Source organism: Amycolatopsis sp. SB7-3 (assembly GCF_041021335.1).
Lineage (GTDB): Bacteria > Actinomycetota > Actinomycetes > Mycobacteriales > Pseudonocardiaceae > Amycolatopsis > Amycolatopsis japonica.
Window position 1 is genome coordinate 786,369 of the sequence record NZ_JBFPJQ010000002.1, and the last position, 21,459, is coordinate 807,827.

Annotated in this window: 20 protein-coding genes; 8 read left to right on the top strand and 12 right to left on the bottom strand. The window is 69.2% G+C overall.

What is annotated here, in order from left to right:
- Window positions 1-2 precede the first annotated feature (2 nt).
- Window positions 3-191 carry a hypothetical protein gene (locus tag AB8M46_RS21820; RefSeq protein ID WP_125695710.1) on the bottom strand — a complete coding sequence of 63 codons (189 nt, stop codon included), beginning with the start codon at window positions 189-191 and terminating at the stop codon, window positions 3-5.
- Between the two features lie 138 nt (window positions 192-329).
- Entirely contained in the window at window positions 330-1,514 is a 1,185-nt protein-coding gene (locus tag AB8M46_RS21825) for an MFS transporter (RefSeq protein WP_394361370.1), read from the bottom strand.
- Between the two features lie 93 nt (window positions 1,515-1,607).
- Here AB8M46_RS21825 and AB8M46_RS21830 point away from each other — a divergent pair, with 93 nt between their 5' ends.
- Window positions 1,608-2,111, top strand: a complete 504-nt coding sequence (locus AB8M46_RS21830) for an Lrp/AsnC family transcriptional regulator (RefSeq protein ID WP_394361371.1) — start codon at window positions 1,608-1,610, stop codon at window positions 2,109-2,111.
- 143 nt (window positions 2,112-2,254) lie between these two features.
- Window positions 2,255-4,639, top strand: a complete 2,385-nt coding sequence (locus AB8M46_RS21835) for an ATP-binding cassette domain-containing protein (protein WP_394361372.1) — start codon at window positions 2,255-2,257, stop codon at window positions 4,637-4,639.
- Between the two features lie 238 nt (window positions 4,640-4,877).
- Here AB8M46_RS21835 and ligD read toward each other — a convergent pair whose 3' ends face one another.
- Window positions 4,878-5,816, bottom strand: a complete 939-nt coding sequence (ligD, locus tag AB8M46_RS21840) for a non-homologous end-joining DNA ligase (protein ID WP_200882709.1) — start codon at window positions 5,814-5,816, stop codon at window positions 4,878-4,880.
- 53 nt (window positions 5,817-5,869) lie between these two features.
- Between ligD and AB8M46_RS21845 the strand changes: the two genes are divergently transcribed.
- Window positions 5,870-6,544: a TetR/AcrR family transcriptional regulator gene (locus AB8M46_RS21845; RefSeq protein WP_037338812.1), complete on the top strand. Its 675-nt coding sequence runs from the start codon at window positions 5,870-5,872 to the stop codon at window positions 6,542-6,544.
- Here AB8M46_RS21845 and AB8M46_RS21850 read toward each other — a convergent pair.
- Window positions 6,489-6,818, bottom strand: a complete 330-nt coding sequence (locus tag AB8M46_RS21850; RefSeq protein WP_037338814.1) for a sporulation protein — start codon at window positions 6,816-6,818, stop codon at window positions 6,489-6,491. The two genes, AB8M46_RS21845 and AB8M46_RS21850, sit on opposite strands and share 56 nt — an antisense overlap.
- Window positions 6,818-7,384: a TetR/AcrR family transcriptional regulator gene (locus AB8M46_RS21855; protein ID WP_125735855.1), complete on the bottom strand. Its 567-nt coding sequence runs from the start codon at window positions 7,382-7,384 to the stop codon at window positions 6,818-6,820. Before AB8M46_RS21855 ends, AB8M46_RS21850 begins: the two co-directional genes overlap by 1 nt.
- 86 nt (window positions 7,385-7,470) lie before the next feature.
- Between AB8M46_RS21855 and AB8M46_RS21860 the strand changes: the two genes are divergently transcribed.
- Entirely contained in the window at window positions 7,471-8,625 is a 1,155-nt protein-coding gene (locus tag AB8M46_RS21860) for an agmatine/peptidylarginine deiminase (RefSeq protein WP_394361373.1), read from the top strand.
- Here the strand turns inward: AB8M46_RS21860 and AB8M46_RS21865 are convergent.
- The gene (locus AB8M46_RS21865) at window positions 8,613-9,272 is read right to left on the bottom strand and encodes a GntR family transcriptional regulator (RefSeq protein WP_198941635.1); all 660 of its coding nucleotides are present in this window, start codon (window positions 9,270-9,272) and stop codon (window positions 8,613-8,615) included. The two genes, AB8M46_RS21860 and AB8M46_RS21865, sit on opposite strands and share 13 nt — an antisense overlap.
- A gap of 103 nt (window positions 9,273-9,375) precedes the next feature.
- Here AB8M46_RS21865 and AB8M46_RS21870 point away from each other — a divergent pair, with 103 nt between their 5' ends.
- The gene (locus AB8M46_RS21870; RefSeq protein ID WP_037338825.1) at window positions 9,376-10,176 is read left to right on the top strand and encodes a carbon-nitrogen hydrolase family protein; all 801 of its coding nucleotides are present in this window, start codon (window positions 9,376-9,378) and stop codon (window positions 10,174-10,176) included.
- 106 nt (window positions 10,177-10,282) lie between these two features.
- Here AB8M46_RS21870 and AB8M46_RS21875 read toward each other — a convergent pair whose 3' ends face one another.
- The 3 genes from AB8M46_RS21875 to AB8M46_RS21885 form a co-directional block, all read right to left on the bottom strand.
- Window positions 10,283-11,608 carry an alpha/beta hydrolase family protein gene (locus tag AB8M46_RS21875; RefSeq protein ID WP_394361374.1) on the bottom strand — a complete coding sequence of 442 codons (1,326 nt, stop codon included), beginning with the start codon at window positions 11,606-11,608 and terminating at the stop codon, window positions 10,283-10,285.
- The gene (locus tag AB8M46_RS21880) at window positions 11,605-13,926 is read right to left on the bottom strand and encodes a penicillin acylase family protein (RefSeq protein WP_394361375.1); all 2,322 of its coding nucleotides are present in this window, start codon (window positions 13,924-13,926) and stop codon (window positions 11,605-11,607) included. The genes AB8M46_RS21875 and AB8M46_RS21880 overlap by 4 nt, the downstream gene beginning before the upstream one ends.
- A 98-nt stretch (window positions 13,927-14,024) precedes the next feature.
- Window positions 14,025-14,603, bottom strand: coding sequence for a helix-turn-helix transcriptional regulator (locus tag AB8M46_RS21885; protein ID WP_037338831.1), 579 nt, complete (start codon window positions 14,601-14,603; stop codon window positions 14,025-14,027).
- A gap of 249 nt (window positions 14,604-14,852) precedes the next feature.
- Between AB8M46_RS21885 and AB8M46_RS21890 the strand changes: the two genes are divergently transcribed.
- The gene (locus tag AB8M46_RS21890; RefSeq protein ID WP_394361376.1) at window positions 14,853-16,058 is read left to right on the top strand and encodes a lytic transglycosylase domain-containing protein; all 1,206 of its coding nucleotides are present in this window, start codon (window positions 14,853-14,855) and stop codon (window positions 16,056-16,058) included.
- Window positions 16,059-16,240: 182 nt separating this feature from the next.
- The gene (locus AB8M46_RS21895; protein WP_037338837.1) at window positions 16,241-16,669 is read left to right on the top strand and encodes a pyridoxamine 5'-phosphate oxidase family protein; all 429 of its coding nucleotides are present in this window, start codon (window positions 16,241-16,243) and stop codon (window positions 16,667-16,669) included.
- A gap of 45 nt (window positions 16,670-16,714) precedes the next feature.
- On the opposite strand, the gene gcl is transcribed toward AB8M46_RS21895, so the two are convergent.
- Genes gcl through AB8M46_RS21910 form a run of 3 tightly spaced genes read right to left on the bottom strand, consistent with a single transcriptional unit; the run spans window position 16,715 to window position 20,124 of the window.
- Window positions 16,715-18,409: a glyoxylate carboligase gene (gene gcl / locus AB8M46_RS21900; protein WP_378426455.1), complete on the bottom strand. Its 1,695-nt coding sequence runs from the start codon at window positions 18,407-18,409 to the stop codon at window positions 16,715-16,717.
- Window positions 18,410-18,412: 3 nt separating this feature from the next.
- On the bottom strand, window positions 18,413-19,300 hold the full coding sequence (locus AB8M46_RS21905; RefSeq protein WP_394361377.1) for a 2-hydroxy-3-oxopropionate reductase: 888 nt from the start codon (window positions 19,298-19,300) through the stop codon (window positions 18,413-18,415).
- Entirely contained in the window at window positions 19,297-20,124 is an 828-nt protein-coding gene (locus AB8M46_RS21910) for a hydroxypyruvate isomerase family protein (protein WP_378426451.1), read from the bottom strand. Before AB8M46_RS21910 ends, AB8M46_RS21905 begins: the two co-directional genes overlap by 4 nt.
- A gap of 173 nt (window positions 20,125-20,297) precedes the next feature.
- On the opposite strand from AB8M46_RS21910, the gene AB8M46_RS21915 reads away from it, so the two are divergent.
- Window positions 20,298-21,452 carry an epoxide hydrolase family protein gene (locus AB8M46_RS21915; RefSeq protein ID WP_394361378.1) on the top strand — a complete coding sequence of 385 codons (1,155 nt, stop codon included), beginning with the start codon at window positions 20,298-20,300 and terminating at the stop codon, window positions 21,450-21,452.
- Window positions 21,453-21,459 lie beyond the last annotated feature (7 nt).

Consider the following 21,459-nt stretch of genomic DNA (forward strand, 5'->3'; position numbering starts at 1 on the left):
GGTCACGCGCGGGCGTCACCCGAGGCCTGCTCCGGCAGGTCGACCCCGTGTTCGGCGGCCAGTCGCTCCAGGTTGGCCAGATCGGCGCCGACGGCCGAGGCCCGGTCCTCGTCAGAGGCCTGCTTGGCGATCTGAACGTCCTCCCTCGCCTGCCGTACCCGGTCCCGCAGATTCACCGCGAACTCGCTCATCGTGCACCCCCGATCTCCCGCACCTTGTGTGCTTTCACCCTAGGACCCTCCGAATCGGTCACCCACGTGATCTGCGTCATCACGGGTTCGTTCGCGTCGGAGTGAAGCAGTATGACGGCTGCGCCGGGGTTTCGCAGATCAGCGGAGCCCGGCTTTTTCACCGGCCTCGCGCACCACCGGCCGCCGGGCGAGTACCGCGAGCGGGGCGAGGGCGCACAGACCACCCGCGACGCCGACCAGGACGTAGCCACCCAGGCCGAACAGCTGTCCGGCGAGCAGGCTCGCACCGGCCGAAGTGCCCCAGACGAAGGCGTCGACCGTGCCCTGCGCCCTCGTCCGCTGGGCGGCCGGGAGATCGCGGCTGAGCATGCTGCTGCCGCCGACGAACACCAGGTTCCAGCCGTAACCCAGCAGGAAGAGTGCGACCGGGATCCCCACGTGATGCGAATCGGGGGCGCCGATCACGGTGACCGCCGCGACGGTGATCGTCCCGATCCCGCCGAAGATGGTCGCGCGGCCGCCCCAGCGGTCGGCGATCCAGCCGGACAACGGCGCCAGCGCGAACATCCCGATCAGATGGGCGCTCAGCACCCAGCCGACGACGTCGAGACCTTGGCCGTGCTCGTGCAACTGGACGGGGGTCATCGTCATCACCGCCACCATCGCCAGTTGCGCGCCGACCATCGCCACGAGCGGTCCGAGTACCACCGGGTTCCGCACGGACATCCGCTGGTGCTTCGGCACTCCTTCCTCCGGGGCGGCGAGGCCCCGCGGCAGGGTGGCGACGGCGACCACGGCGATGGCCACCACGATCGCCCCCGCCGCGATCGGACCGGACAAAGCGGGAAGATCGGCGGCTTCCGCCCTTGCCGCCGCGGGCGCGATCAGGGCGGGCCCCGCGACCGCGCCGACCGTCCCCGCCCAGACCATTGTGGACAGTGCGAAACCCTTGCGGTGCTCGGGCGACAGGTCGGCCGCGGTGTACCGGGAGAGCTGCGCCCCGCTGTTGCCGAAGCCGATCAGGGGCATCCCCGCCACCAGCGCGAGCACGGATCCGCCGAGCACACCGGCGAACGAGATCAGCGCGCCCGTCACCGCGGCGCCGTACAGCAGCACCAAAACGAAGCGCCTGCCGAACCGCGCGGCCAGCGTGCCGGACGAGAGCGAACCCACGGCGGAACCGAGTACCAGTACGGCGCTCGGCAATCCGCTCCACGCCGCGCCGGCGTGCTCGACCATGATCAGCGCGGCCGTGGTGGACAGGCCGACGACCGCGGTGCTGAGACAGGCTACGCCCATGAAGAGCGCGAACATCGGTTTCATGATTCAAACCTAGGGATTCCCGGCGCCGCGGCGAATAGGCTGACGAAGGCCTCGCGGGGGTGCGAGGCGCATCATGGAAGGAATCCGGGCGCGATGACCTTACGATCGGAAAGGGCGCTGGACGACCTCGACTGGCGGCTCCTCGAAACGCTCCAGGCCGACGGACGGCTCTCGTTCAAGGAGCTGGGCCGCCGCGTGAACCTCTCGGCACCCGCCGTCGCCGAACGGGTCCGGCGGCTGGAGGAGGCGGGCGTCATCACCGGATATCGCGCCCAGGTCGACGCGCACCGCGCCGGATACGGCCTGCAGGCGTTCGTCGAGATGCGCTGCTCGCTGGGCAGCTGCCTGCTGCGCACCAGCAAGTCGGAGGACTACCCCGAGGTGGTCGAACTGCACCGGCTCAGCGGCGACCGCTGCACCATGCTGAAGGTGCGGGCCGTATCGCTCGAACACCTCGAAGGCCTCTTCGAACGGCTGGGCGAGCACGGCGAGATCAGGTCGTCGGTGGTGCTGTCGACGCAGTACGAGGGCAGGCCGGTCGGGCCGCCGGTCGAGGACTACCTGAAGGCGACCAAGAGCGAGGGCTGGAGCGTCTGAATACGGATCAGGAATCGAGAAGCGGAAGTCCCCCGAACTCACCTAGCGTGATCGTCGTCGAGGAAGAACGGCTCGAAGCTGGTTAGATCGAGCCCGGTGAGGCTGACGGAACGTCACGCGGCCCCCATGAGGATGGAGAAACGATGCGCAAGACCTCCCGGCCGCAGGCGACCGAGGAACACCCCGCCGACAGTCACGACCTGATCCGCGTCGTGGGGGCGAACGAGAACAACCTCAAGAACGTCGCCGTCGAGCTGCCGAAGCGACGGCTGACGGTGTTCACCGGCGTCTCCGGATCGGGCAAGAGCTCCCTGGTCTTCGACACGATCGCGGCCGAGTCGCAGCGGCTGATCAACGAGACGTACAGCACCTTCGTGCAGGGCTTCATGCCGACGCTGGCCCGGCCCGAGGTCGACGTGCTCGACGGCCTGACCACCGCGATCATCGTCGACCAGCAGCGGATGGGCTCCGACCCCCGTTCCACGGTCGGCACCGCCACCGACGCGTACGCGATGCTCCGCATCCTCTTCAGCCGGATCGGGAAACCGCACATCGGTTCGCCGCAGGCGTTCTCGTTCAACGTCGCCTCGATCTCCGGCGCGGGTGCCGTGACCGTCGAGAAGAGCGGCCGGACCACCAAGGAACGCCGCGAGTTCAGCATCACCGGCGGGATGTGCGCCCGGTGCGAAGGCCGGGGCAAGGTCAACGACATCGACCTCACCGCGCTGTACGACGACACCAAATCGCTCAACGAGGGCGCGCTGACGATCCCCGGTTTCTCCATGGAGGGCTGGTACGGCCGCATCCTGCGCGGCTGCGGTTTCTTCGACCCGGACAAGCCGATCAAGAAGTACACCAAGCGGCAGCTGGACGATCTGCTCTACAAGGAGCCGGTCAAACTCAAGATCGACGGCATCAACCTCACCTATTCGGGGCTGATCCCCACGATCCAGAAGTCGTTCCTGTCCAAGGACCGCGAGGCGATGCAGCCGCATATCCGCACGTTCGTGGACCGGGCGGTCACCTTCGCGGTCTGCCCGGAATGCGACGGGAGCAGGCTGAGCGAGCTCGCGCGGTCGTCGAAGATCAAGCGGATCAACATCGCCGACGCCTGCCGGATGCAGATCAGCGACCTGGCCGACTGGGTCCGCAAGCTCAAGGAGCCGTCGGTGGCGCCGCTGCTGGAGAAGCTCCAGCACACGCTCGACTCCTTCGTCGACATCGGACTCGGCTACCTCTCCCTCGACCGGCCCTCCGGCACGCTTTCGGGTGGCGAGGCGCAGCGTACGAAGATGATCCGGCACCTCGGGTCTTCGCTCACCGACGTCACCTACGTGTTCGACGAGCCCACCATCGGGCTGCACCCGCACGACATCCAGCGGATGAACAACCTGCTCCAGCAGTTGCGGGACAAGGGCAACACGGTACTGGTCGTCGAGCACAAGCCGGAGACCATCGCCATCGCCGACCACGTCGTGGACCTCGGGCCGGGGGCGGGCACCGCGGGCGGGACGATCTGCTTCGAGGGCACCGTCGACGGTCTGCGCGCCAGCGACACGAGCACCGGCAGGCACCTCGACGACCGGGCGTCGCTCAAGGACAGCGTCCGCAAGCCCACCGGCAAACTGGAGATCCGCGGCGCGAACCGGCACAACCTCCGGAATGTGGACGTCGACGTCCCGCTGGGCGTCCTGTGCGTCGTCACCGGCGTCGCGGGCTCCGGCAAGAGCTCCCTGCTCCACGGATCGATCCCGGCCGACGAGGGCGTGGTCTCGGTCGACCAGACCCCCATCCGCGGCTCGCGGCGGAGCAACCCCGCCACCTACACCGGGCTGCTCGAACCCATCCGCAAGGCGTTCGCCAAGGCCAACGGCGTGAAGCCGGCGCTGTTCAGCGCCAACTCCGAGGGCGCCTGCCCGACCTGCAACGGCGCGGGAGTCATCTACACCGACCTCGGCATCATGGCGGGCACCGCGACCACCTGCGAGGAATGCGAAGGCAAGCGGTTCCAGGCTTCGGTCCTGGAGTACACCTTCGGCGGCAAGAACATCAGCGAGGCACTGGAGATGCCGGTGTCCGAGGCCGTGAAGTTCTTCGGCGAGGGCGAAGGGCGTATCCCCGCCGCGCACGCGATCCTCAGCAGGCTCGACGACGTCGGGCTCGGCTACCTCAGCCTCGGCCAGCCGCTCACCACGCTTTCCGGCGGCGAGCGGCAGCGGTTGAAGCTCGCGACGCACATGGGCGACAAGGGCGGCGTCTACATCCTCGACGAGCCGACCACCGGTCTGCACCTCGCCGACGTCGAGAACCTGCTCGGCCTGCTGGACCGGCTCGTCGACGCGGGCAAGTCGGTGATCGTGATCGAGCACCACCAGGCGGTCATGGCGCACGCCGACTGGATCATCGACCTCGGCCCCGGCGCCGGCCACGACGGCGGCAAGATCGTCTTCGAGGGCACGCCGTCCGATCTCGTCGCGAGCGCTTCGACGCTCACCGGTGAACACCTGGCGGCCTACGTCGGCAAGTGACGCCCTCCCTCTTCCCGCATTTAGTCCTCTAAATGCGGGAAGAGGCACGGGATCGCACGCGTCGCGAAAGCCACTTTCGGGACGCTAGATGTCTCGAAAGTGGCTTTCGCGACACTCCGAGTCGGCGCCGAGGTGATGGTCGCGGGTTTCGCGGGAGACGGCAGCAGCTGGCGTTGCGAAAGCCACCGGGCAAGGCCCACGCCTTCCCGCATTTAGTCCTCTAAATGCGGGAAGGGGGTCACTCGCCCTCGGTATCGAGACCGTCGCGATCGGCCCATTCGAGCAGGGTGTCGAGCGAGTACGCCGTGTCGTCGATGCCCGCGTGCAGGTCGCCGAGTTCGGCGAAGCGCGCGGGCACGGTGGCGATCGTGAAGTCGCGGGGTTCGACGTCGTCCACCTCGTCCCAGCGGATCGGGGTCGAGACGACGGCCTCGGGCACGCCGCGGACCGAGTACGCGCTCGCGATGGTGTGGTCGCGGGCGTTCTGGTTGTAGTCCACGAACAGTTTCGAGGGGTCGCGGTCCTTGCGCCACCAGGTCGTGGTGACCTCGTCGGGCATCCGCCGCTCGACCTCGTGCGCGAAGGCGAGTGCCGCCCGGCGCACCTCCTGGAAACCCCACCGCGGTTCGATCCGGACGTAGACGTGCATGCCGTGTCCGCCGGAGGTCTTCGGGAAGCCGGTGATGCCGAGTTCGTCCAGGATCTCGCGGACGGTGCCGGCGACCTTCCGCACGGTGGAGAACGGGCAGTCGGGCATGGGGTCGAGGTCGATCCGCCACTCGTCGGGGCGTTCGGTGTCGGCGCGGCGGGAGTTCCACGGATGGAACTCCACGGTCGACATCTGCACCGCCCAGATCACGTCGGCGGGATGGGTGACGCACAGTTCGTAGGCGTGCCTGCCGGACGGGAAGTCGACGCGGACGGTCTGCAACCAGTCGGGGGCACCGTTCGGGACCCGTTTCTGGTGGACCTTGTCGCCCGAGACCCCGGACGGGAACCGGTGCAGCATGCACGGCCGTTCCCGCAGCGCCCGCACGATCCCGTCGCCGACCGCGAGGTAGTACTCGACGAGGTCGAGCTTCGTCTCGCCCCGCGCCGGGAAATAGACACGATCCGGGTTCGAGACGCGCACCGTCCGGTCGCCGACCTCGATCTCCACCGCCGAGCTTTTCGCCATACGGGGAAACTAGCCCGAAAGTCACCGATCCGCGCTCTGCCAGGATGAACGGCATGGCACCACGGACCCGCGCGGAGGCTTTGTCCCGCGAGCGCATCGTCGAAGCGGCCGTCGAACTGCTCGACGCGGACGGCGAACGCGGGCTCACCTTCCGGACGTTGACCGAGCGCCTCGCCACCGGTCCCGGGGCGATCTACTGGCACGTGCCGAACAAAGGCGCGCTGCTCGACGCCGCGACCGCGTCCGTCATCGCCGCCGCCCTGACCGTCGACGCCGGACGCTCACCCCAGGACGAGATCCGGGCCATCGGCCTGAGTCTGTTCGAGGCCATCGAGCGCCACCCTTGGCTTTCCCCGCAACTCGCCCTCCAGCTTTCCCGCAGCCCTCGGGGCTCGGTGACGCCGCGGATCTTCGAAGCCATCGGACAGCGGGTCAGCGCGCTGGGCATCCCCGAAACCACCTGGTTCACGGCAACCTCGGCGCTGGTGCACTACGTCTTCGGCGCCGCGGGCCAGAACGCGGCGAACTCCCGGGTGCTCGGGCCCGGGGTGGACCGCGCCGAATTCCTCCGTGCCGCGGCGAACGCGTGGGAAGACCTCGACCCCGCCGAATTCCCCTTCCTCCGGTCCATCGCCGACGAGGTCCGCGAGCACGACGACCGGGAGCAGTTCCTCACCGGGATCGAGCTGATCCTCGCCGGGATGACCGGTGGATCGCGGCGACCATGACCGCGAACACCGCGCCGAGGAAGGTCACGTCCACCGAAGGCACCCAGCGCACGTCACCGCCCTTGACCACATAGGCCCCGACTGGACGCGCGGCGAGGATGAACCCGCCGCCCTCACCTTCCTTGCCCTGCTCGCTGCCGTGCCCGCCGCCGCCACCGCCGATGACACTCGCGGCCGGGATGATCACGACGCCGTCCTTCTCCACCGGTTCGCCGTAGACACGCCGGACGGTGAGGTTGTCACGCATGACACCGACGATCTTCTCGAGTCCCATCAGGTCCCCGCCCTGTCCAGTTCCAGCGCGATCGCGCCCCGCAGGAGCTCCCGCGCCCGGTCCAGCTCCATCGAACCAGAAAGCCATCGCTCGCTGAGCCCTTCGACCAGGCCGGTGAGCCGTTCGGCGGCGTCCTCGGCCCGGACGCCGGCGCCGTCGACACTCCGGATCACTTCGGCGACCTCGTCCACCCAGATCCGGGTCGACTCGGCCAGCGGTTCGCGCAGTTCCGGGGTGAACACGGCACTGGCCCGCAACTCGCCCCAGGCGGTGCTGTTCTCCCGCACCGCCTGTGTGTCCTGAAGTTCCCCGAACAGCAGGAGTTCGAGCTCGGCCCGGGGATCCGCCGCCTCGGCCGCGGCCTCTTCGGTGTACGCCGCGGCGCGGTCACTGACGAATTCCAGCGTCTTGCGCAGCAGCCCGGCGCGGTTGGTGAAGTGGTAGTAGATCAGCGACGTCGAGATCCCGGCCTCGGCCGCGATCTTCTCGACCCGCAGGCCCCGCACACCGCTGCGCGCGATCACCCGCACGGCCGCTTCCAAGATCTTCTGCTGACGTTCGACCACGGGTGATCACCCTAGCGGTTTCATCCTGACTGAATTTTCAGTCAGGATGCTATCGTGTCCACACCGGTCCGACCAAGGAGTGCAGAGTGTTCGATTCGTCCCTTCCCCGTCGCACGATCCTGCGCGCCCTGACAGCGGTCGGCGCGGTCGCCGTCGGGAGCGCGGGATGTTCGGAGAATCCGGCCGCGCCCGCTCCGGCGGCCGGCTCGCCCGAGCCCGCCGCCGCGGCGGCTCGCAGGCTGGGCGCCGAATGGGAGAGTCACGCGCGCACCTACCTGTCGTGGCCCGCGTCGAAGTCCATCTGGGCGGAGGATCTGCCCGCCGTCCGCGAGGAGATCGCCGGTCTGGCCAAGGCGATCGCCGACTACGAACCGGTGGTGCTCCTCGCCCGGCCCGAGCACGCCGACGCCGCTCAGCAGGCTTGCGGGGACACCGTCGAGGTCGTCCCGATCCCGGTCGACGACCTGTGGGCACGCGACACCGTCCCGGTGTTCGTCGAGGAGGGCGGCAAGGTCGCCGGGGTCGATTTCAACTTCAACGGCTGGGGCGGCAAACAGAAGCCGCACGACAAGGACAACGCCGTCGCGAGGTCCGTGCTGGGCAAATACGGCCTGGCCCGCACGGAAACCTGGATCACCGCCGAGGGCGGCTCGTTCGAGACCGACGGGGCCGGCACGTTGATGGTCACCGAAAGCTCACTCGTCAACGACAACCGCAACAAGGGAAGGACCCGCCAGGAGATCGAAGACGAACTGAAGAAACTGCTCGGCGTCCGGAAGGTCATCTGGTTCGCCGGTGTACGCGGCGAGGACATCACCGACGCGCACGTCGATTGCCTGGCCCGGTTCACCGCGCCCGGCGTCGTCCTCCTGGACAAGGCTGCGCCCGGTACCCCGCCCGATTCGTGGTCCCGCGCGGCCGATCAGGCGAGGTCGGTACTCGCGAGCGCCACCGACGCCGACGGCAAACCCTTCAAGGTGGTCGACCTCGTCCAGCCGGATCCGGACAAGGTCGAGGGGTACGGCGAAGACAGCGTGATCTCGTACGCCAACTTCTACGTCGCGAACAAGTCGGTCTTCGTGCCGAAGTTCGGCGACGCCGAGGCGGACGAGCGTGCCCAGCAGGTCTTGCGCGAGCACTTCCCCGGCCGCGAGATCGTGCCGGTGAAGATCCCGACCATCGCCTCGGGCGGCGGCGGGATCCACTGCTCGACGCACGACCAGCCGGGTCAGCCTTCCTGAGGCAGCACCGACATCACTTCGGACACCGGGCGCAGATGCTCTTCCAGCAACCGCGACGCTTCCTTGGCATCGTGGTCGTTCAGGGCGGCGACGAGCGCCCGGTGTTCCTCGTTGATCACGGTCAGCCGTTCCGGCCGCGCCTCCAGCGCGCGGACCGTGACGCGTTGTTGCCGCGAACGCAGGGTGTCGTACAGCTCGGTCAGGACGGTGTTGCCCGCGGCGTTCACGATGGCGCGGTGGAAGCGGCGGTCGAAGCCCGAGACGGCGAACCAGTCGCGTTCGGCGCCGGAGTTCGCCATCGCCTCGATGAGTTCCGGCAGTTCGGCCGGCGCCCCCGCGCGGTTCGCGCAGAGCGTCGCGATGGCGTGCCCTTCGATCAGGCGCCTGCTCTGGTAGACCTCTTCGAGCTCCCTGGCGGTGACGGTGCGCACCTGCGCGCCCTTGCGCGGCAACAGGCTGATGAACCGCTCAGCGGCCAGCCGGTGGAACGCCTCGCGCACCGGCGTCCTCGACACGCCGACGACGCCGGAAACCCACATCTCGTCGAGGAAGCGGCCGCCTTCCAGCTCACCCGAGATGATTCCGTCGCGTAGCCACGTGTAGACCCGCTCACGCGCCGGGCCGCCCCCTTCGGCGGTCACAGTCATCTCGTTCCCCCTCTATGCCGTCACTTTCCGCGACTGAGCCTACACCTGGACCAGCCAAGTATCCATCATGTATACAAGAGTTCCACCTATCGGAAGGGGTCCCATGGTGCACGTCGCGGTGGCGCAGTTCGCGCCCGGCAACGACAAAGAGGCCAACCTCGCCCGCGTCGCCGCCCTCGTCGGCGAAGCGGCCGATCGCGGGGCGCGAGTGGTCGTACTGCCCGAGTACTCGTTGTTCACCGTACCGACGATGAGCCGGGAATTCGTGACCTCGGCCGAGGAACTCGACGGCCCGTTCGTCACCGAACTGCGCGGACTGGCGAAAGACCGGCAGATCACCGTCGTCGCGGGCATCAACGAGGCGCTCCCCGGCGGCGAGCGGATCTCGAACACCCTCGTCGCGGCCGGTCCCGACGGGGCCATCGCCGCGCTCTACCGCAAGCTGCACCTTTACGACGCCTTCGGTTTCCGCGAATCGGAGCTGGTCCGGCCCGGCGACATCGAAGCGCCGGAGACGTTGGAGGTCGACGGGATCACCTTCGGCCTCCAGACCTGCTACGACCTCAGGTTCCCGGAGGTCACCCGCCGCCTGGTCGACGCCGGCGCGGACGCGGTGCTCCTGCCCGCGGAGTGGATGCCCGGACCGCTCAAGGAGGACCACTGGACCACGCTGGTCCGGGCCAGGGCGATCGAGAACACGATCTACCTCGTCGCGGCGGGACAGGCCGCGCCCGCCGGTTCGGGGCACAGCATGATCGTCGACCCGATGGGCGTGGTCGTCGCCTCGCTCGGCGAACGCACGGGGACGGCGACCGGCGAGGTCTCGGCCGAGCGGATCTCCGAGGTACGCGCCAAGAACCCGGCACTGGAACTGCGCCGGTTCGCCGTCACCCCGAAGTCCTGAGTATCTTCTGACCCGGAGGTCCGTTCGTGAAGACACGCCCTCGGGCGTGGTGACGCGGCTTCCGTACGCCTGGGTGCCGGGTGGCCGCCCGGCACCCAGGCTCATTTCACGGCACCAACAGTCCCCAGTGGACGGCCCACGGGACGAACAACGCCGCGCCCGCCAGCAGCAGGCCGACCCGGACTCCCCCGCGTTCCTTGCCGCGCCACCACGAAACCGCGGTCACCGCACCGGCGGCGACGACACCGACCGCGATCAGCTGCAACGCGAGCCAGGGCAACGTCCGTCCGAAAAGGACCGGACCCGGCGCCATCGCCGCCCCCGTCGACAGGGCGATGTAATAGGCGAGGAACCCCGCCGTGGCGAGCGTCCCGGTCGACGCGAGCCAGCGTGCGGGCCCGGCGAGCGGAACGCTTTCCCGGCGACGGAACAACGCCGTCACCGGATAGGCCGCGAACGCGAGCAAAGCCAGCGCCCAGACCCCGATCTGCACCCACGGCGTCTCGTACCAGGCGAGCGGTGCGAGGGCGACGCTCTGGCTCGCCTGGACCGGAGGCGGGTCGGCCGACGGCCCGCCCTTTGTCCCGTTCACCCAATTCGCCACGAGTTCGAGGTAACCGGGCGCGAAACCGTCGAGCTTGTCGAAACCGTCGGTGGTCCGCCGGAGCCCGTGCTGGGCCTGGGGGAACACCTTCAGCGTGTACTGCCGGTTCCCCGACCGGTCCAGCGTTTCCCGGAAGATCCGGACGGCCTCGCCGGGCGGGGTGAGCCGGTCCAGTTCACCCCACAGGCCGAGCACCGGCTGCCGCACCTTCTCCAGCACCGGCACCGGGTCGTACCCGGCCTCCGGGAAGGCACCCGCACCCGAGAGGGTCCGCATGTTCGTCGAAGCCACCATGTCCACCATCGAGCCGGTGACCCCGCCCCGCCGTAGATAGGTCTCGAGCGCCCACGCCTGCTGACGATCGGGCGAGACCCCGTTGGCGCCGACGGTGACCGCGAACGCGACGTCCTTCGACTTCGACGCAGCCAAGGGCGCGACCCAGCCCCCTTCGCTCAAGCCCCACACCCCGACGCGGGACGGATCCACGCCGGGACGCGAGCGCAGGGCCTGCACGGCGGCGAGCGCGTCGTCGGCCAAGACCGAGTAGTCCCGCTCGAACAGCGAATAGCCCTCGGTCCGCTTGTCGTAGATCAGGGTCGCGATTCCCGCCTTGGCGAAGGCTTCCGCCTCGGCACGGTAATCGTCCCGGTCGTGTTCGCCGGACCCGTGCACCATGACGATGCCCGGCGCCGGACCGCCGCCCTCCGGTGCGACCACCGTTCCCCTCAGGGTGACCCCGTGGCTGGTGAACGAGACTTCGCCGTCCGGCGCCGCCGCGGGCAGCGGTGACGAGACCGCCACGACGGCCGCGAGCATGGCCGCGATCATCGCCTGCTCACCCGGACCACCTCGAGCGACGGCGACGCGAGGATGTCCTTCTCGCAGTACCGTTCGGTGACCCACTGCTTGCGCGAGTACAGCTCCGTCTGGTCGCTGTGATGCGCCGACTTCGGGTTCGCGGACTGCGAGTAGGTCATCAACGTCGTCGTGTCCGGGCATCCGGTCCCGTTGAACGCCACGACGTGCAGATACGTCCCGCCGTGCGTGAACTCGGTGTACCCGCGGGCCGGATCCCAAGGCCCGCCGACGGTGTTGTAGACCCCGCGCCCCGCGGTTCCGCCACCCAGCGGGATCTTCCGGCCGTCGCGGACGACGTAGTGGTTGTCACCGTACGGCGCGTCGAGCGGGATCTTCGCCGCCCGCAGCTCCGAAACGACGTCGGAGAGCGCCTTGCGGATCGCCGCGTTCGCCGTGTCGAGCGTGTTCGGCGTGTGGACCGGATCCTTGACGTCGAACGGGTTCTTCCAGATCTCCGGCCCCATCCGGTCCACCGCGGCCCAGAACCGGTCGAAGAGCAACGCGCCCCGGCTGCCGGCGTCCGAACGACCGTCCCAGCCCGCCAGCGCCGCGCAAGCGTCGTCCAGCCCCGGCATCGTGCGGCACATCGCGGCGACGTCGGCGCGCACGAGTTCGGCGGCGTGGTCCCGGTTCGAGAACATCAGCTCCCGCATCGCTTGCCCCGTGAAGCCGCCCTTCTTCAGCTGGTCGGCGATCTCGACGAGACCGGCGCGCGTCCGCATGTTCTGCTCGTAACGGACCGGGCCCACGATCCTGGGGTGACCGGTCTTCGGCTCGGCGGGGTTGACCAGCCAAGAGCTGTCGTTCGAGTTCGCCACGTAGTCCGACCGGCTCAGGCTCGGCAGGCTGGACGGCCCGAAAGTACCCGGCCGCAGCGCGTCCCGGTCTCGGCCCCAGGCGCACGCCGTCTTGGAGCCGTCGAGCACCGCGACCCCGTTGGCGTCGAACAGTTCCTTGCCCAGCGGTGTGTTGCAGCGCGCAGCCTTCTCGTCGGTGACGTGCGGAACCCCGTGGATCTGGCTGAACTCCACCCGGCCCCGGTCGTCGGTGGCGAGGATGTTCATCCACGGCAACCCTTGGGTCTCGCGGACCGCGCCGATCATCTCCCCCGCCGTCCTGGCGCGGGCGATCGAGAACATCGCGTTCGTCATGCCGAGGTTCGTGGCGTTGGCGTCCGCGATGGCGAACGCGCTCGACGCCGTCCACGGCAGCTCGCGCTGCCCGAGCCGGGTCGTCACCGGGCCGTACCTGGTCGTCCACTGTGGACGCACGACCCTCTCCAGGCTGCCGTCCGCCTTACGCGACAGCACACTCACGTCGGAACGGCGCATCCGCTCGGGCTTCCCGTCGACCAGATACGTCGTCGGCGAGCCGGGCACGAGCTTGAGCTCGAACAGCGTGTACGTGCGCGTGGTATCGGTGGCGGTTCCGCTCCAGGCCGCGGTTTCGTTGTGCCCCAGCCACATCAGCGGAATCCCGGGGATGCCCGCACCGCTGACGTCGAGCTTGCCGGGCAACGTCACCTGCGACTGCCAAAGCCTGGTCCCGCTCAGCTGCCACGGCAGATGCGGGTTGGCCAGCGAGACACCACGTCCGTTCGCCGACGCGGCGGAGCCGATCGAGATCGCGTTGCTGCCGATTCCGGTCTCCCCGAGCATCTGTTCGGTACCGCGTCCCGCGGGCGGGGCCCCCGGCAGCGACGCGGTGATCGAGTCGGCGACGCCGCCCTGGCCGAAGATCATGCCGATCGCGTGGGCGTGCCGGTGGACGTCGAGTTCGGTGAGCGGCTTCAGCCAGCCCGCGCCCCGGCAGGCCGGATCGGTGATCTCGCCGGTGCGCAGGTACTTGTTGACCCCCTCGACGTAACCGCGGATCAGTTCTCGGACCTCGCGGTACGGCCCGCGCGGCGCGGGCGCCGACAGGAGCCGCTCGACGGCGCCGCTCTCGTTGAGACCTTGGAAGTACAGGTCGCTCGCGAGATTCGTGCTCGCCTGGCTCACCCCGCTCGTCGGTGGCGCGTCCGGTCCGAGCCAGCGGGAACGCTCGGCCCGCGTCGTGACCGCGACGTCCGCGATCGCGCAGATGTTGTCCTTGGCCGCGGCGAATCCCTGCCCGAAGCCCAGGCTCGCCCAGTCGTTCGCGACGATATGCGGGATGCCGTATTCGGTGTAGCGGATGGTGGCGTCCGACCGGGATCGCCCATCCGGCGGTTGCGCGGCCGCCGCGGTCCCCGCCGCGAGCAGGCTCGCCGCGGCGCACACGGCCGCGATTCTCTTCCAGAGCAGCATGCTGCTCCCCCTTTGTGTGTGGAGTTGTTCGTGAAGACACGCCGTCCGGCGTGGTGACGCGATTCCGGTGGTCGAGTGGCCGCTCTCCCACCGGTTTTTCAGTTCCCTTCCCGCACCTCCCCGTCCGCGTCCGGGAACGCCGTCCATCGCACGAGCACCTTCCGCGCGTCCGGGCCCGGCTCCGGCCGCCAATAGCGGCGTAACAGCTCCAGGTATTCGTCGAAGAACTCCTTGAGCTCTTCGAGGTTCACGTAGACCGAGCCGCGCGAGAACACCAGCGCGTCACCCCATTCGCCCAGCTCACCGCGACGCTCTAGGAAGGTCGCCAGCTGTTCGAGGTCTTCGGTGAACGCCGCCCGCTGCGCCTCGTCGAACACGGCGCGCATCTCGTCGTTCTGCTCGCTGTGCCGCGGCCAGCGGATGTCGCGTTGGCGGGCGCGCCACCAGCGCTCCTTGCCGTGCGCGAGCTCCGGCGCCTCGTCGACGAAGTCGTATTTCGCCAGTTCCCGCAGGTGATAGCTGGTCGCGCCCGAACTCTCCCCCAGCTCCTTGGCCAGCTTCGTCGCCGTCGCGGGGCCGCGGCCCAACGCCTCCATGATGCGGCGGCGCAACGGGTGCATCACCGCCTTCAGCACGGCGGCGTCGGCGATCTCTTCGGGTGGCGGCGGACCGGTCATGACACCAAGGTAGCCGTGCAAAGGAGATTGTGCAAAGGTCTCTTTGCACGCGGTTCAGACCACTCCACGCGGCGGCCGCGGATTCTGCTGACGATTCGGTGAACTCAGCGTGAAATTGACAACTTCACTACGAAGGTCTTGTGCCGCCAGGACGAAAACTCGACAGGATCGCGGGTTTTTCGTTGCGTCGTCCCCGAAAACCGGCTCTATCGGATAGTTTTGCGCGGAGTCGACCTTGCGGGAGAGAACATGCCGAAGCACCGCCCTCGACAGACGGACAAGTTGTCCGCCCGGCACCGGACGGCCTTCGCGCTCGCCGGCGGCGCGCTCGCCGTGCTGCCCGCGGTCACCGCGTCCGCGGGCCCCGACGCCCCGATCGCCGCACCGAAGCCGCCCGTGCCGCAGAACCAGGCCGCGGCCTGGCAGCCGCCGGCGGGCGCGGTCCCGGAGATCGCCGTCGACGGCAGCCTCCCCGAGCCGCCCACCCCGGATCCGCTGACCGTCCCCGGGCATTCCGGCAACATCGGCGGCGCGTTCGCGCCGTCGGGCGCGCTCGGCATCCCCGCCAGCATGATGAAGGCGTACAAGAACGCCGCCGACATCCTCGCGAAGGAACTGCCCGGCTGCCACATCGACTGGGCACTGATCGCCAGCATCGGCCGGATCGAATCGAACCACGCGCGCGGTGGTTACGTGGACGCCAAGGGCAACACGCTGGAGCCGATCCTCGGCCCGCAGCTCAACGGCGCCGGGCCGTTCGCGGCCATCCCGGACACCGACGGCGGCAAGTACGACGGTGACACGGTCTGGGACCGCGCCGTCGGCCCGACGCAGTTCATCCCGTCCACGTGGAAGGGCTACGCCTCCGACGGCAACGGCGACGGCGAGTCGAACCCGAACAACATCTACGACGCGACGCTCGGCTCGGGCCGCTACCTCTGCTCCGGCGGGGTCGACCTGACGTCGGAGCAGACCCAGCGCGTGGCCGTGTACCGCTACAACCACTCTCTGTCCTATGTGGACACCGTGATCCGCTGGGCGGTCGCCTACCGCGGTGGTGTCGCGACGATGCCGGACAGCCAGGTCCCCGTCGGCGCGCCCGACTCCCAGGACGTCGCCGCCGGTACGCCCGACGGCCAGGTCCCGGTGCCGACCCTGCCCGGCACTCCCCCGCCCGGCACGACCACGCCGGGGCCGACCCCGTTGCCCGGCACGTCCGTCCCGCCGAGCAGCAGCACGCCGCCGAGCAGCTCTTCGCCCTCGAAGCCGACCAGCACACCGCCTTCGTCGACGCCTCCCTCGTCGACCCCACCTTCCTCCACACCGCCTTCGAGCACCCCTCCGTCCTCGACGACGCCTTCGCCGACCAGCACGTCCTCCGCGGCGCCGTCCTCGACCCCGGCGGGGAACACCGGTGAGACGTCCCCGACCAGCAGCACCTCGCCCACGCCGTAACGCGGCTTCCGACTGCGGCTTGATGCCAGGCCCGGTCCGTGAAGGCCTCCTTGAGGGACCCAGAGTCCCTCAAGGAGGCCTTCACGGACTCGGCGATCGCCCGGCTCCGTAGCCCGGAATGCCCTGAAGTCGGACCGCGTTGTCGCTTCTCGTAGCCCACCTACGAGAGAAGCGAGACACGGATGTCGTCTTTCGTCATGACCGCCGAGGAACGCGAAGCCTTTCTGAGCGAGGTCCACATCGGGGTCCTGGCCGTGGAGCGGGAAGGGCGGGCCCCGCTGGCCGTGCCGGTCTGGTACGACTACGAGCCCGGCGGCGAACTGCTGATCTGGATGGACGGCGGTTCGGTCAAGGACAAGGCGATCAAGAAGGCGGGCAGGCTGAGCCTGGTCGCGCAGTCGGAGACGCTGCCGTACAAATACGTGACGGCCGAGGGTCCGGTCATCGCGAACGACACGCCGCCGACCAGGGAGCAGGCGCTGAAGATCGCGCAGCGCTACCTGCCGGAGGACGAGGGCACGAAGTACGTCGACGGCGCGCTCAGCGACAACTCCGTACTGGTCCGTGTCCGGCCGGAGAAGTGGCTGAGCAACGACCAGGGCAAGGCCTGACCGCACGACGGTGTCCCGGCGGACGAGCCGCCGGGACACCGTCGTTCAGCCCGCGATCGGCTCGAACTCGACGACGCTGTCGAGCGCCTTGCCCATCGCGGCGTTCCCTTCGCGTTCGATCATGATCTCCACCAGCACCGGCCGCGAGGTCCGCTCGGCCTCCTTGCGCGCCCACTCCAGCGAAGCCCGGATCTCGCCCGGCTCGGTGACGCGAGTGCCGGAGCAGCCGTAGGCCTCCATGACCTTCACGTTGTCCGTGCCGATCTTGTCGTAGTGGATGTCGACCTCGAAGTTCATCTCGTAGCCGGTTTCGGCCTGCCGGATGAGCCCGAGGTACTCGTTGTTCAGCATGATCAGCACGAACCCGACGTCGTACTGCGCGGCCACCGCCAGCTCCTCGACCAGGAACTGGAACGAGTAGTCCCCGACGACGCCGACGACCTCGGCCTCCGGTTTCGCCTTCTTGACGCCGATCGCCGCCGGGATCTCCCAGCCGAGCGGGCCGGCCTGGCCGCACACCTGGTAGTGCCGCGGCTTGTGCGCGCGCTGGAACTGCCCGGACCAGATCTGGTAGAGCCCGATCGCGGTGACGAAGTAGGCGTCCTCGCCGTAGAACTCGTTGATCTCCTTGAACACCCGGGGCGCCTTGATCGGCGTGTCCTCGAAGTCCTCGCGCCGCGGCAGGCTCTGCCTGAGTTCGCCGATGCGCCGCGGCCACACGCGATCCCGCGCCGGGGAACGCTTCGACGCCGCCTCGATCAGCGCGTCCAGGAAGGCACCCGTATCCGACACGATGCCGAGGTCCGGTCCGAACACCTTGCCCAGCTGGGTCGGCTCGATGTCGACGTGGATGAACTTCCGGTTCCCCCGGTAGACGTCGAGGTCACCGGTGTGCCGGTCACCGAACCGCGCACCGAGCGCCAGCACCAGATCCGCCTCGAGGAAGGCCGCGTTCGCCCAGCGCTGCGAGGTCTGGATACCCGCCATGCCGGCGAACAGTTCGTGGTCCTCGGGGAAACTCCCCTTGCCCATCAACGTCACGCCGACCGGGACGCCGAGTAGTTCCGCCGCGGTCCGCAGCCGGTCGCTCGCGTCGCCGAGCACGACGCCACCGCCCGCGAGGATCAGCGGCCGCTCGGCGGCGAGGAGCAGGTCCAGCGCCCGCTCGACCCTGGCCGGGGACGGCGTCGCCCTGATGACCGGGAGCGGCGAGTCGATGCTGGAATCCCACTCGATCTCCTGCCGCTGGACGTCGATCGGCAGGTCGATCAGCACCGGGCCGGGACGGCCGGACCGCGCGATGCGGAACGCCTCCCGGAACACCCACGGCAGCTGGGCGGCCTCCTTGACCTGCACCGCCCATTTGGTCACCGGCTTGGCGATCTCGACGATGTCGACGGCCTGGAACGCCTCGGTGTGCAGCTTCCGTGAGTCGGCCTGCCCGGTGATGCACAGGATCGGGATCGAGTCGGCCTGCGCGGTGTAAAGGCCGGTGATCATGTTCGTCCCGGCGGGCCCGGAGGTGCCGATCGCGACGCCGACGTTGCCGGTGGTCCTCGCCCAGCCGTCGGCCATATGGGTCGCGCCCTCCTCGTGGCGCACGATCAGATGCTCGATGCCGCTGTCCTGCATCGCGTGGTACAGCGGGAGGATCGCGGCGCCCGGACACCCGAAAGCGGTGTCGACGCCCTCACTGACCAGGACGTCGACGACGGCCTGCATGGCGGGGATTCTGGGCATTCCTCACTCCTTGTTTTCCGCGCCGGACAGCGATTCGACGACCTTCAGCAGGGCGGAGTGATCGAGCGAGCCGTGGCCCATCGCCCGTCCGGCGGCGACGAGCTGGGCGACCAGCCCGGTGAGGGGCAGCGCGACGTCGGCCTGCCTGGCGGCGGCGAGCGCGATGCCCATGTCCTTGTGGTGCAGATCGATCCGGAAGCCCGGCGCGAATTCCCGCGCCACCATGGACTTCCGCTTGAGTTCGAGGATCCGGCTGCCCGCCAGGCCGCCCGCGAGGACGTCCAGGCCGACACCGGCGTCCACACCCGAGGCTTCGAGCAGCACGATGGCTTCGGCGATCAGCGCGTACGTGCCGCCGACGACCAGCTGGTTCGCGGCCTTCACGACCTGACCGGCACCGTGTGGCCCGACGTGCACGATCGTCTTGCCGACCGCCTCCAGGATCGGGAGCCCGGCGGCGAAGTCGTCGGGCTCGCCACCGACCATAATGGACAGTGAAGCCTGTTCGGCCCCGGCCTGGCCGCCGGAAACGGGCGCGTCGAGCACCCGGATCTCGCGTTCCCCGGCCCGCTCGGCCACCTCGATGGAGGTCTCCGGGCGGATGGTGCTCATGTCGATCAGCAGCGTGCCCGGTTTCGCCGATTCCAGCACCCCGCCCGCCGCCAGCACGACCGCCTCGACCTGCGGGTGGTTCGGCAGCATGGTGATGACGACTTCCGCGTCCGCCACGGCGTCGGTCACCCCGTTCGCGGCCCGGCCGCCCGCGGCCTCCAGCCGCGCGAGCGCGTCGGCGTTCGTGTCGAATCCGCTCACCTCGTGGCCGGCGGCGACGAGATGTCCCGCCATCGGCCCGCCCATGATCCCCAGGCCGATGAATCCCAGCTTGGTCATGCCAGTCCCCTTCGTTCGAAAGGCAGCCACGACAGCGAATCCGCGCTCGGCCCGTCGGGTTTGTACTCCACGCCGACCTGCCCGCGGTAGCCCGCCGTCTGCAGCTTTTCCAGGTATCCCTCGATGTCCAGCGTTCCGGTCCCCGGCTGGTGGCGCCCTGGGGCATCGGCGATCTGCACATGGCCGATCCGTCCGGTGTGGACGGTCGTGACCGTGTCGAGGTCGTCACCGTTGACCGCCAGGTGGTACAGGTCGGCCAGCAGCTTCACGTTGTCCCGCCCGAGTTCGTCGAGCACCTTCAGTACGTCGTCCGCGGTCTTGAGCGGGTACTTCTCCGCTCCCGACAACGGCTCGAGGACGATCTCCGCGCCGATCCGCGCGGCCGCGTCCGACGCGAGCGCCAGATTCGACAAGCCGAGCTTGTCCTGCGCGGCCGGATCCGCGCCGTCGATCCGGTTGCCGTAGAGCGCGTTGAACCGGCGGCAGCCGAGCCGCTCGCCGAGGTCGATCGCGGAGGCGATGCCGCGGGCGAACTCGTCCTCGCGACCGGGCCAGGTGACCAGGCCACGATCACCACCCGCCATGTCGCCGGGAAAGAAGTTCAGCCCGGTCACCGCGACACCCGCCCGCTCGACCGACGCCACGAACGCGTCGACCTCGGCGGCGGCCGGCTCCGGCGTTTCGAACGGCCACCAGTACTCGACCGCGGTGAAGCCCGCGGCGCGCGCCGCCTCCGCACGGTCGAGCAGCGGCAACTCGGTGAAGACGAGCGACAGGTTCAGCACGTAGGGCAGTGCGTGACGCGAACCGGCAAGATCAGCCATCGAAACCTCTGCAATTTCGCTCTGCGGAAACTTTCTTTCGTATATCGAGAATAGCCCGCTGGCCTGTCCAGGTCAACGGGCGGTATACCGGCAGCGGGCAGGTGGCCGTTCGGGGCTACTCGTCCCGCCGGAAGTCCACGAACTGTCGGACCCCCTCGTTAGCGTCGGCCGTCATGGACACCACGCCCTTCCGAGCCCGGATCCCGGAGGCCGATCTCGAAGACCTCCGCGACCGGCTCCGTCGCGCCCGCTGGCCCGAGGACGAGACCGTCGACGACTGGTCGCAAGGCGTTCCCGCCGCGTACCTGCGCGAGCTGTGCTCGTACTGGGCCGATACGTACGACTGGCGGGCCGCGGAGTCCCGGCTCAACGCGTTCCCCCAGTTCCGAGCCGAGATCGACGGACTCGGCATCCACTGTCTGCACGTCCGCTCCCCGCATCCCGGCGCGCTGCCGCTGATCCTCACCCACGGCTGGCCGGGTTCGGTCTTCGAGTTCCTCGACGTGCTCGGCCCGCTCACCGATCCGGTCGCCCACGGCGGGGACGCGGCGGACGCCTTCCACGTCGTCGTCCCGTCGCTACCCGGGTACGGCTTCAGCGACAAACCCGCCCGCGCCGGCTGGTCGATCCAGCGCATCGCCGACGCGTGGATCCACCTCATGGACGGCCTGGGCTACGAGCGCTTCGGCGCCCAGGGCGGCGATTGGGGCACCAGCATCACCACGCTCATGGGGCGGAAGGCGCCGGAACGGCTGGCGGGAATCCACCTCACCCCGCCGCTGGCCGCGCCGGATCCGGCGACGTTCGACGACCTGACGGAGTCGGAACGGAAATCGCTCGACGACCTCGAGGGCGCCAAGGCGGACGGTTCGGGTTACGCGATCCAACAGGCGACGAGGCCGCAGACGATCGGTTACGCCCTGGCCGACTCGCCAGTGGCGTTGTGCGCGTGGATCGTCGAGAAATTCCAGGCGTGGACCGATTGCGACGGTCATCCGGAGAACGCGCTGAGCCGGGACGCGATGCTCGACGACATCACGCTGTACTGGCTGACCGGCACCGGCGCCTCGTCCGCCCGCCTGTACTGGGAGAGTTTCGCCGAGGTGTCGGGCTGGTTCTCCGAATCCACTGTGGACACCATCGCCGTGCCGACGGGCTGTTCGGTCTTCCCGCGCGAGATCCCGCGTCCGTCGCGCCGGTGGGCGGAACGCCGGTTCACCGACATCCGGTACTGGAACGAACTGGACCGGGGCGGCCACTTCGGGGCGTTCGAGCAGCCGGGCATGTTCACCGAGGAGGTGCGTTCGTTCTTCCGGCTCGTGCGGTGACCGTTGA

Bases quoted from the DNA above. Each gene is read 5' to 3' on its own strand.
- AB8M46_RS21820 (WP_125695710.1), bottom strand. From the start codon at position 191: ATGAGCGAGTTCGCGGTGAATCTGCGGGACCGGGTACGGCAGGCGAGG.
- AB8M46_RS21825 (WP_394361370.1), bottom strand. From the start codon at position 1,514: ATGAAACCGATGTTCGCGCTCTTCATGGGCGTAGCCTGTCTCAGCACC.
- AB8M46_RS21830 (WP_394361371.1), top strand. From the start codon at position 1,608: ATGACCTTACGATCGGAAAGGGCGCTGGACGACCTCGACTGGCGGCTC.
- AB8M46_RS21835 (WP_394361372.1), top strand. From the start codon at position 2,255: ATGCGCAAGACCTCCCGGCCGCAGGCGACCGAGGAACACCCCGCCGAC.
- ligD (WP_200882709.1), bottom strand. From the start codon at position 5,816: ATGGCGAAAAGCTCGGCGGTGGAGATCGAGGTCGGCGACCGGACGGTG.
- AB8M46_RS21845 (WP_037338812.1), top strand. From the start codon at position 5,870: ATGGCACCACGGACCCGCGCGGAGGCTTTGTCCCGCGAGCGCATCGTC.
- AB8M46_RS21850 (WP_037338814.1), bottom strand. From the start codon at position 6,818: ATGGGACTCGAGAAGATCGTCGGTGTCATGCGTGACAACCTCACCGTC.
- AB8M46_RS21865 (WP_198941635.1), bottom strand. From the start codon at position 9,272: ATGACTGTGACCGCCGAAGGGGGCGGCCCGGCGCGTGAGCGGGTCTAC.
- AB8M46_RS21870 (WP_037338825.1), top strand. From the start codon at position 9,376: ATGGTGCACGTCGCGGTGGCGCAGTTCGCGCCCGGCAACGACAAAGAG.
- AB8M46_RS21875 (WP_394361374.1), bottom strand. From the start codon at position 11,608: ATGATCGCGGCCATGCTCGCGGCCGTCGTGGCGGTCTCGTCACCGCTG.
- AB8M46_RS21880 (WP_394361375.1), bottom strand. From the start codon at position 13,926: ATGCTGCTCTGGAAGAGAATCGCGGCCGTGTGCGCCGCGGCGAGCCTG.
- AB8M46_RS21885 (WP_037338831.1), bottom strand. From the start codon at position 14,603: ATGACCGGTCCGCCGCCACCCGAAGAGATCGCCGACGCCGCCGTGCTG.
- AB8M46_RS21890 (WP_394361376.1), top strand. From the start codon at position 14,853: ATGCCGAAGCACCGCCCTCGACAGACGGACAAGTTGTCCGCCCGGCAC.
- AB8M46_RS21895 (WP_037338837.1), top strand. From the start codon at position 16,241: ATGTCGTCTTTCGTCATGACCGCCGAGGAACGCGAAGCCTTTCTGAGC.
- gcl (WP_378426455.1), bottom strand. From the start codon at position 18,409: ATGCCCAGAATCCCCGCCATGCAGGCCGTCGTCGACGTCCTGGTCAGT.
- AB8M46_RS21905 (WP_394361377.1), bottom strand. From the start codon at position 19,300: ATGACCAAGCTGGGATTCATCGGCCTGGGGATCATGGGCGGGCCGATG.
- AB8M46_RS21910 (WP_378426451.1), bottom strand. From the start codon at position 20,124: ATGGCTGATCTTGCCGGTTCGCGTCACGCACTGCCCTACGTGCTGAAC.
- AB8M46_RS21915 (WP_394361378.1), top strand. From the start codon at position 20,298: ATGGACACCACGCCCTTCCGAGCCCGGATCCCGGAGGCCGATCTCGAA.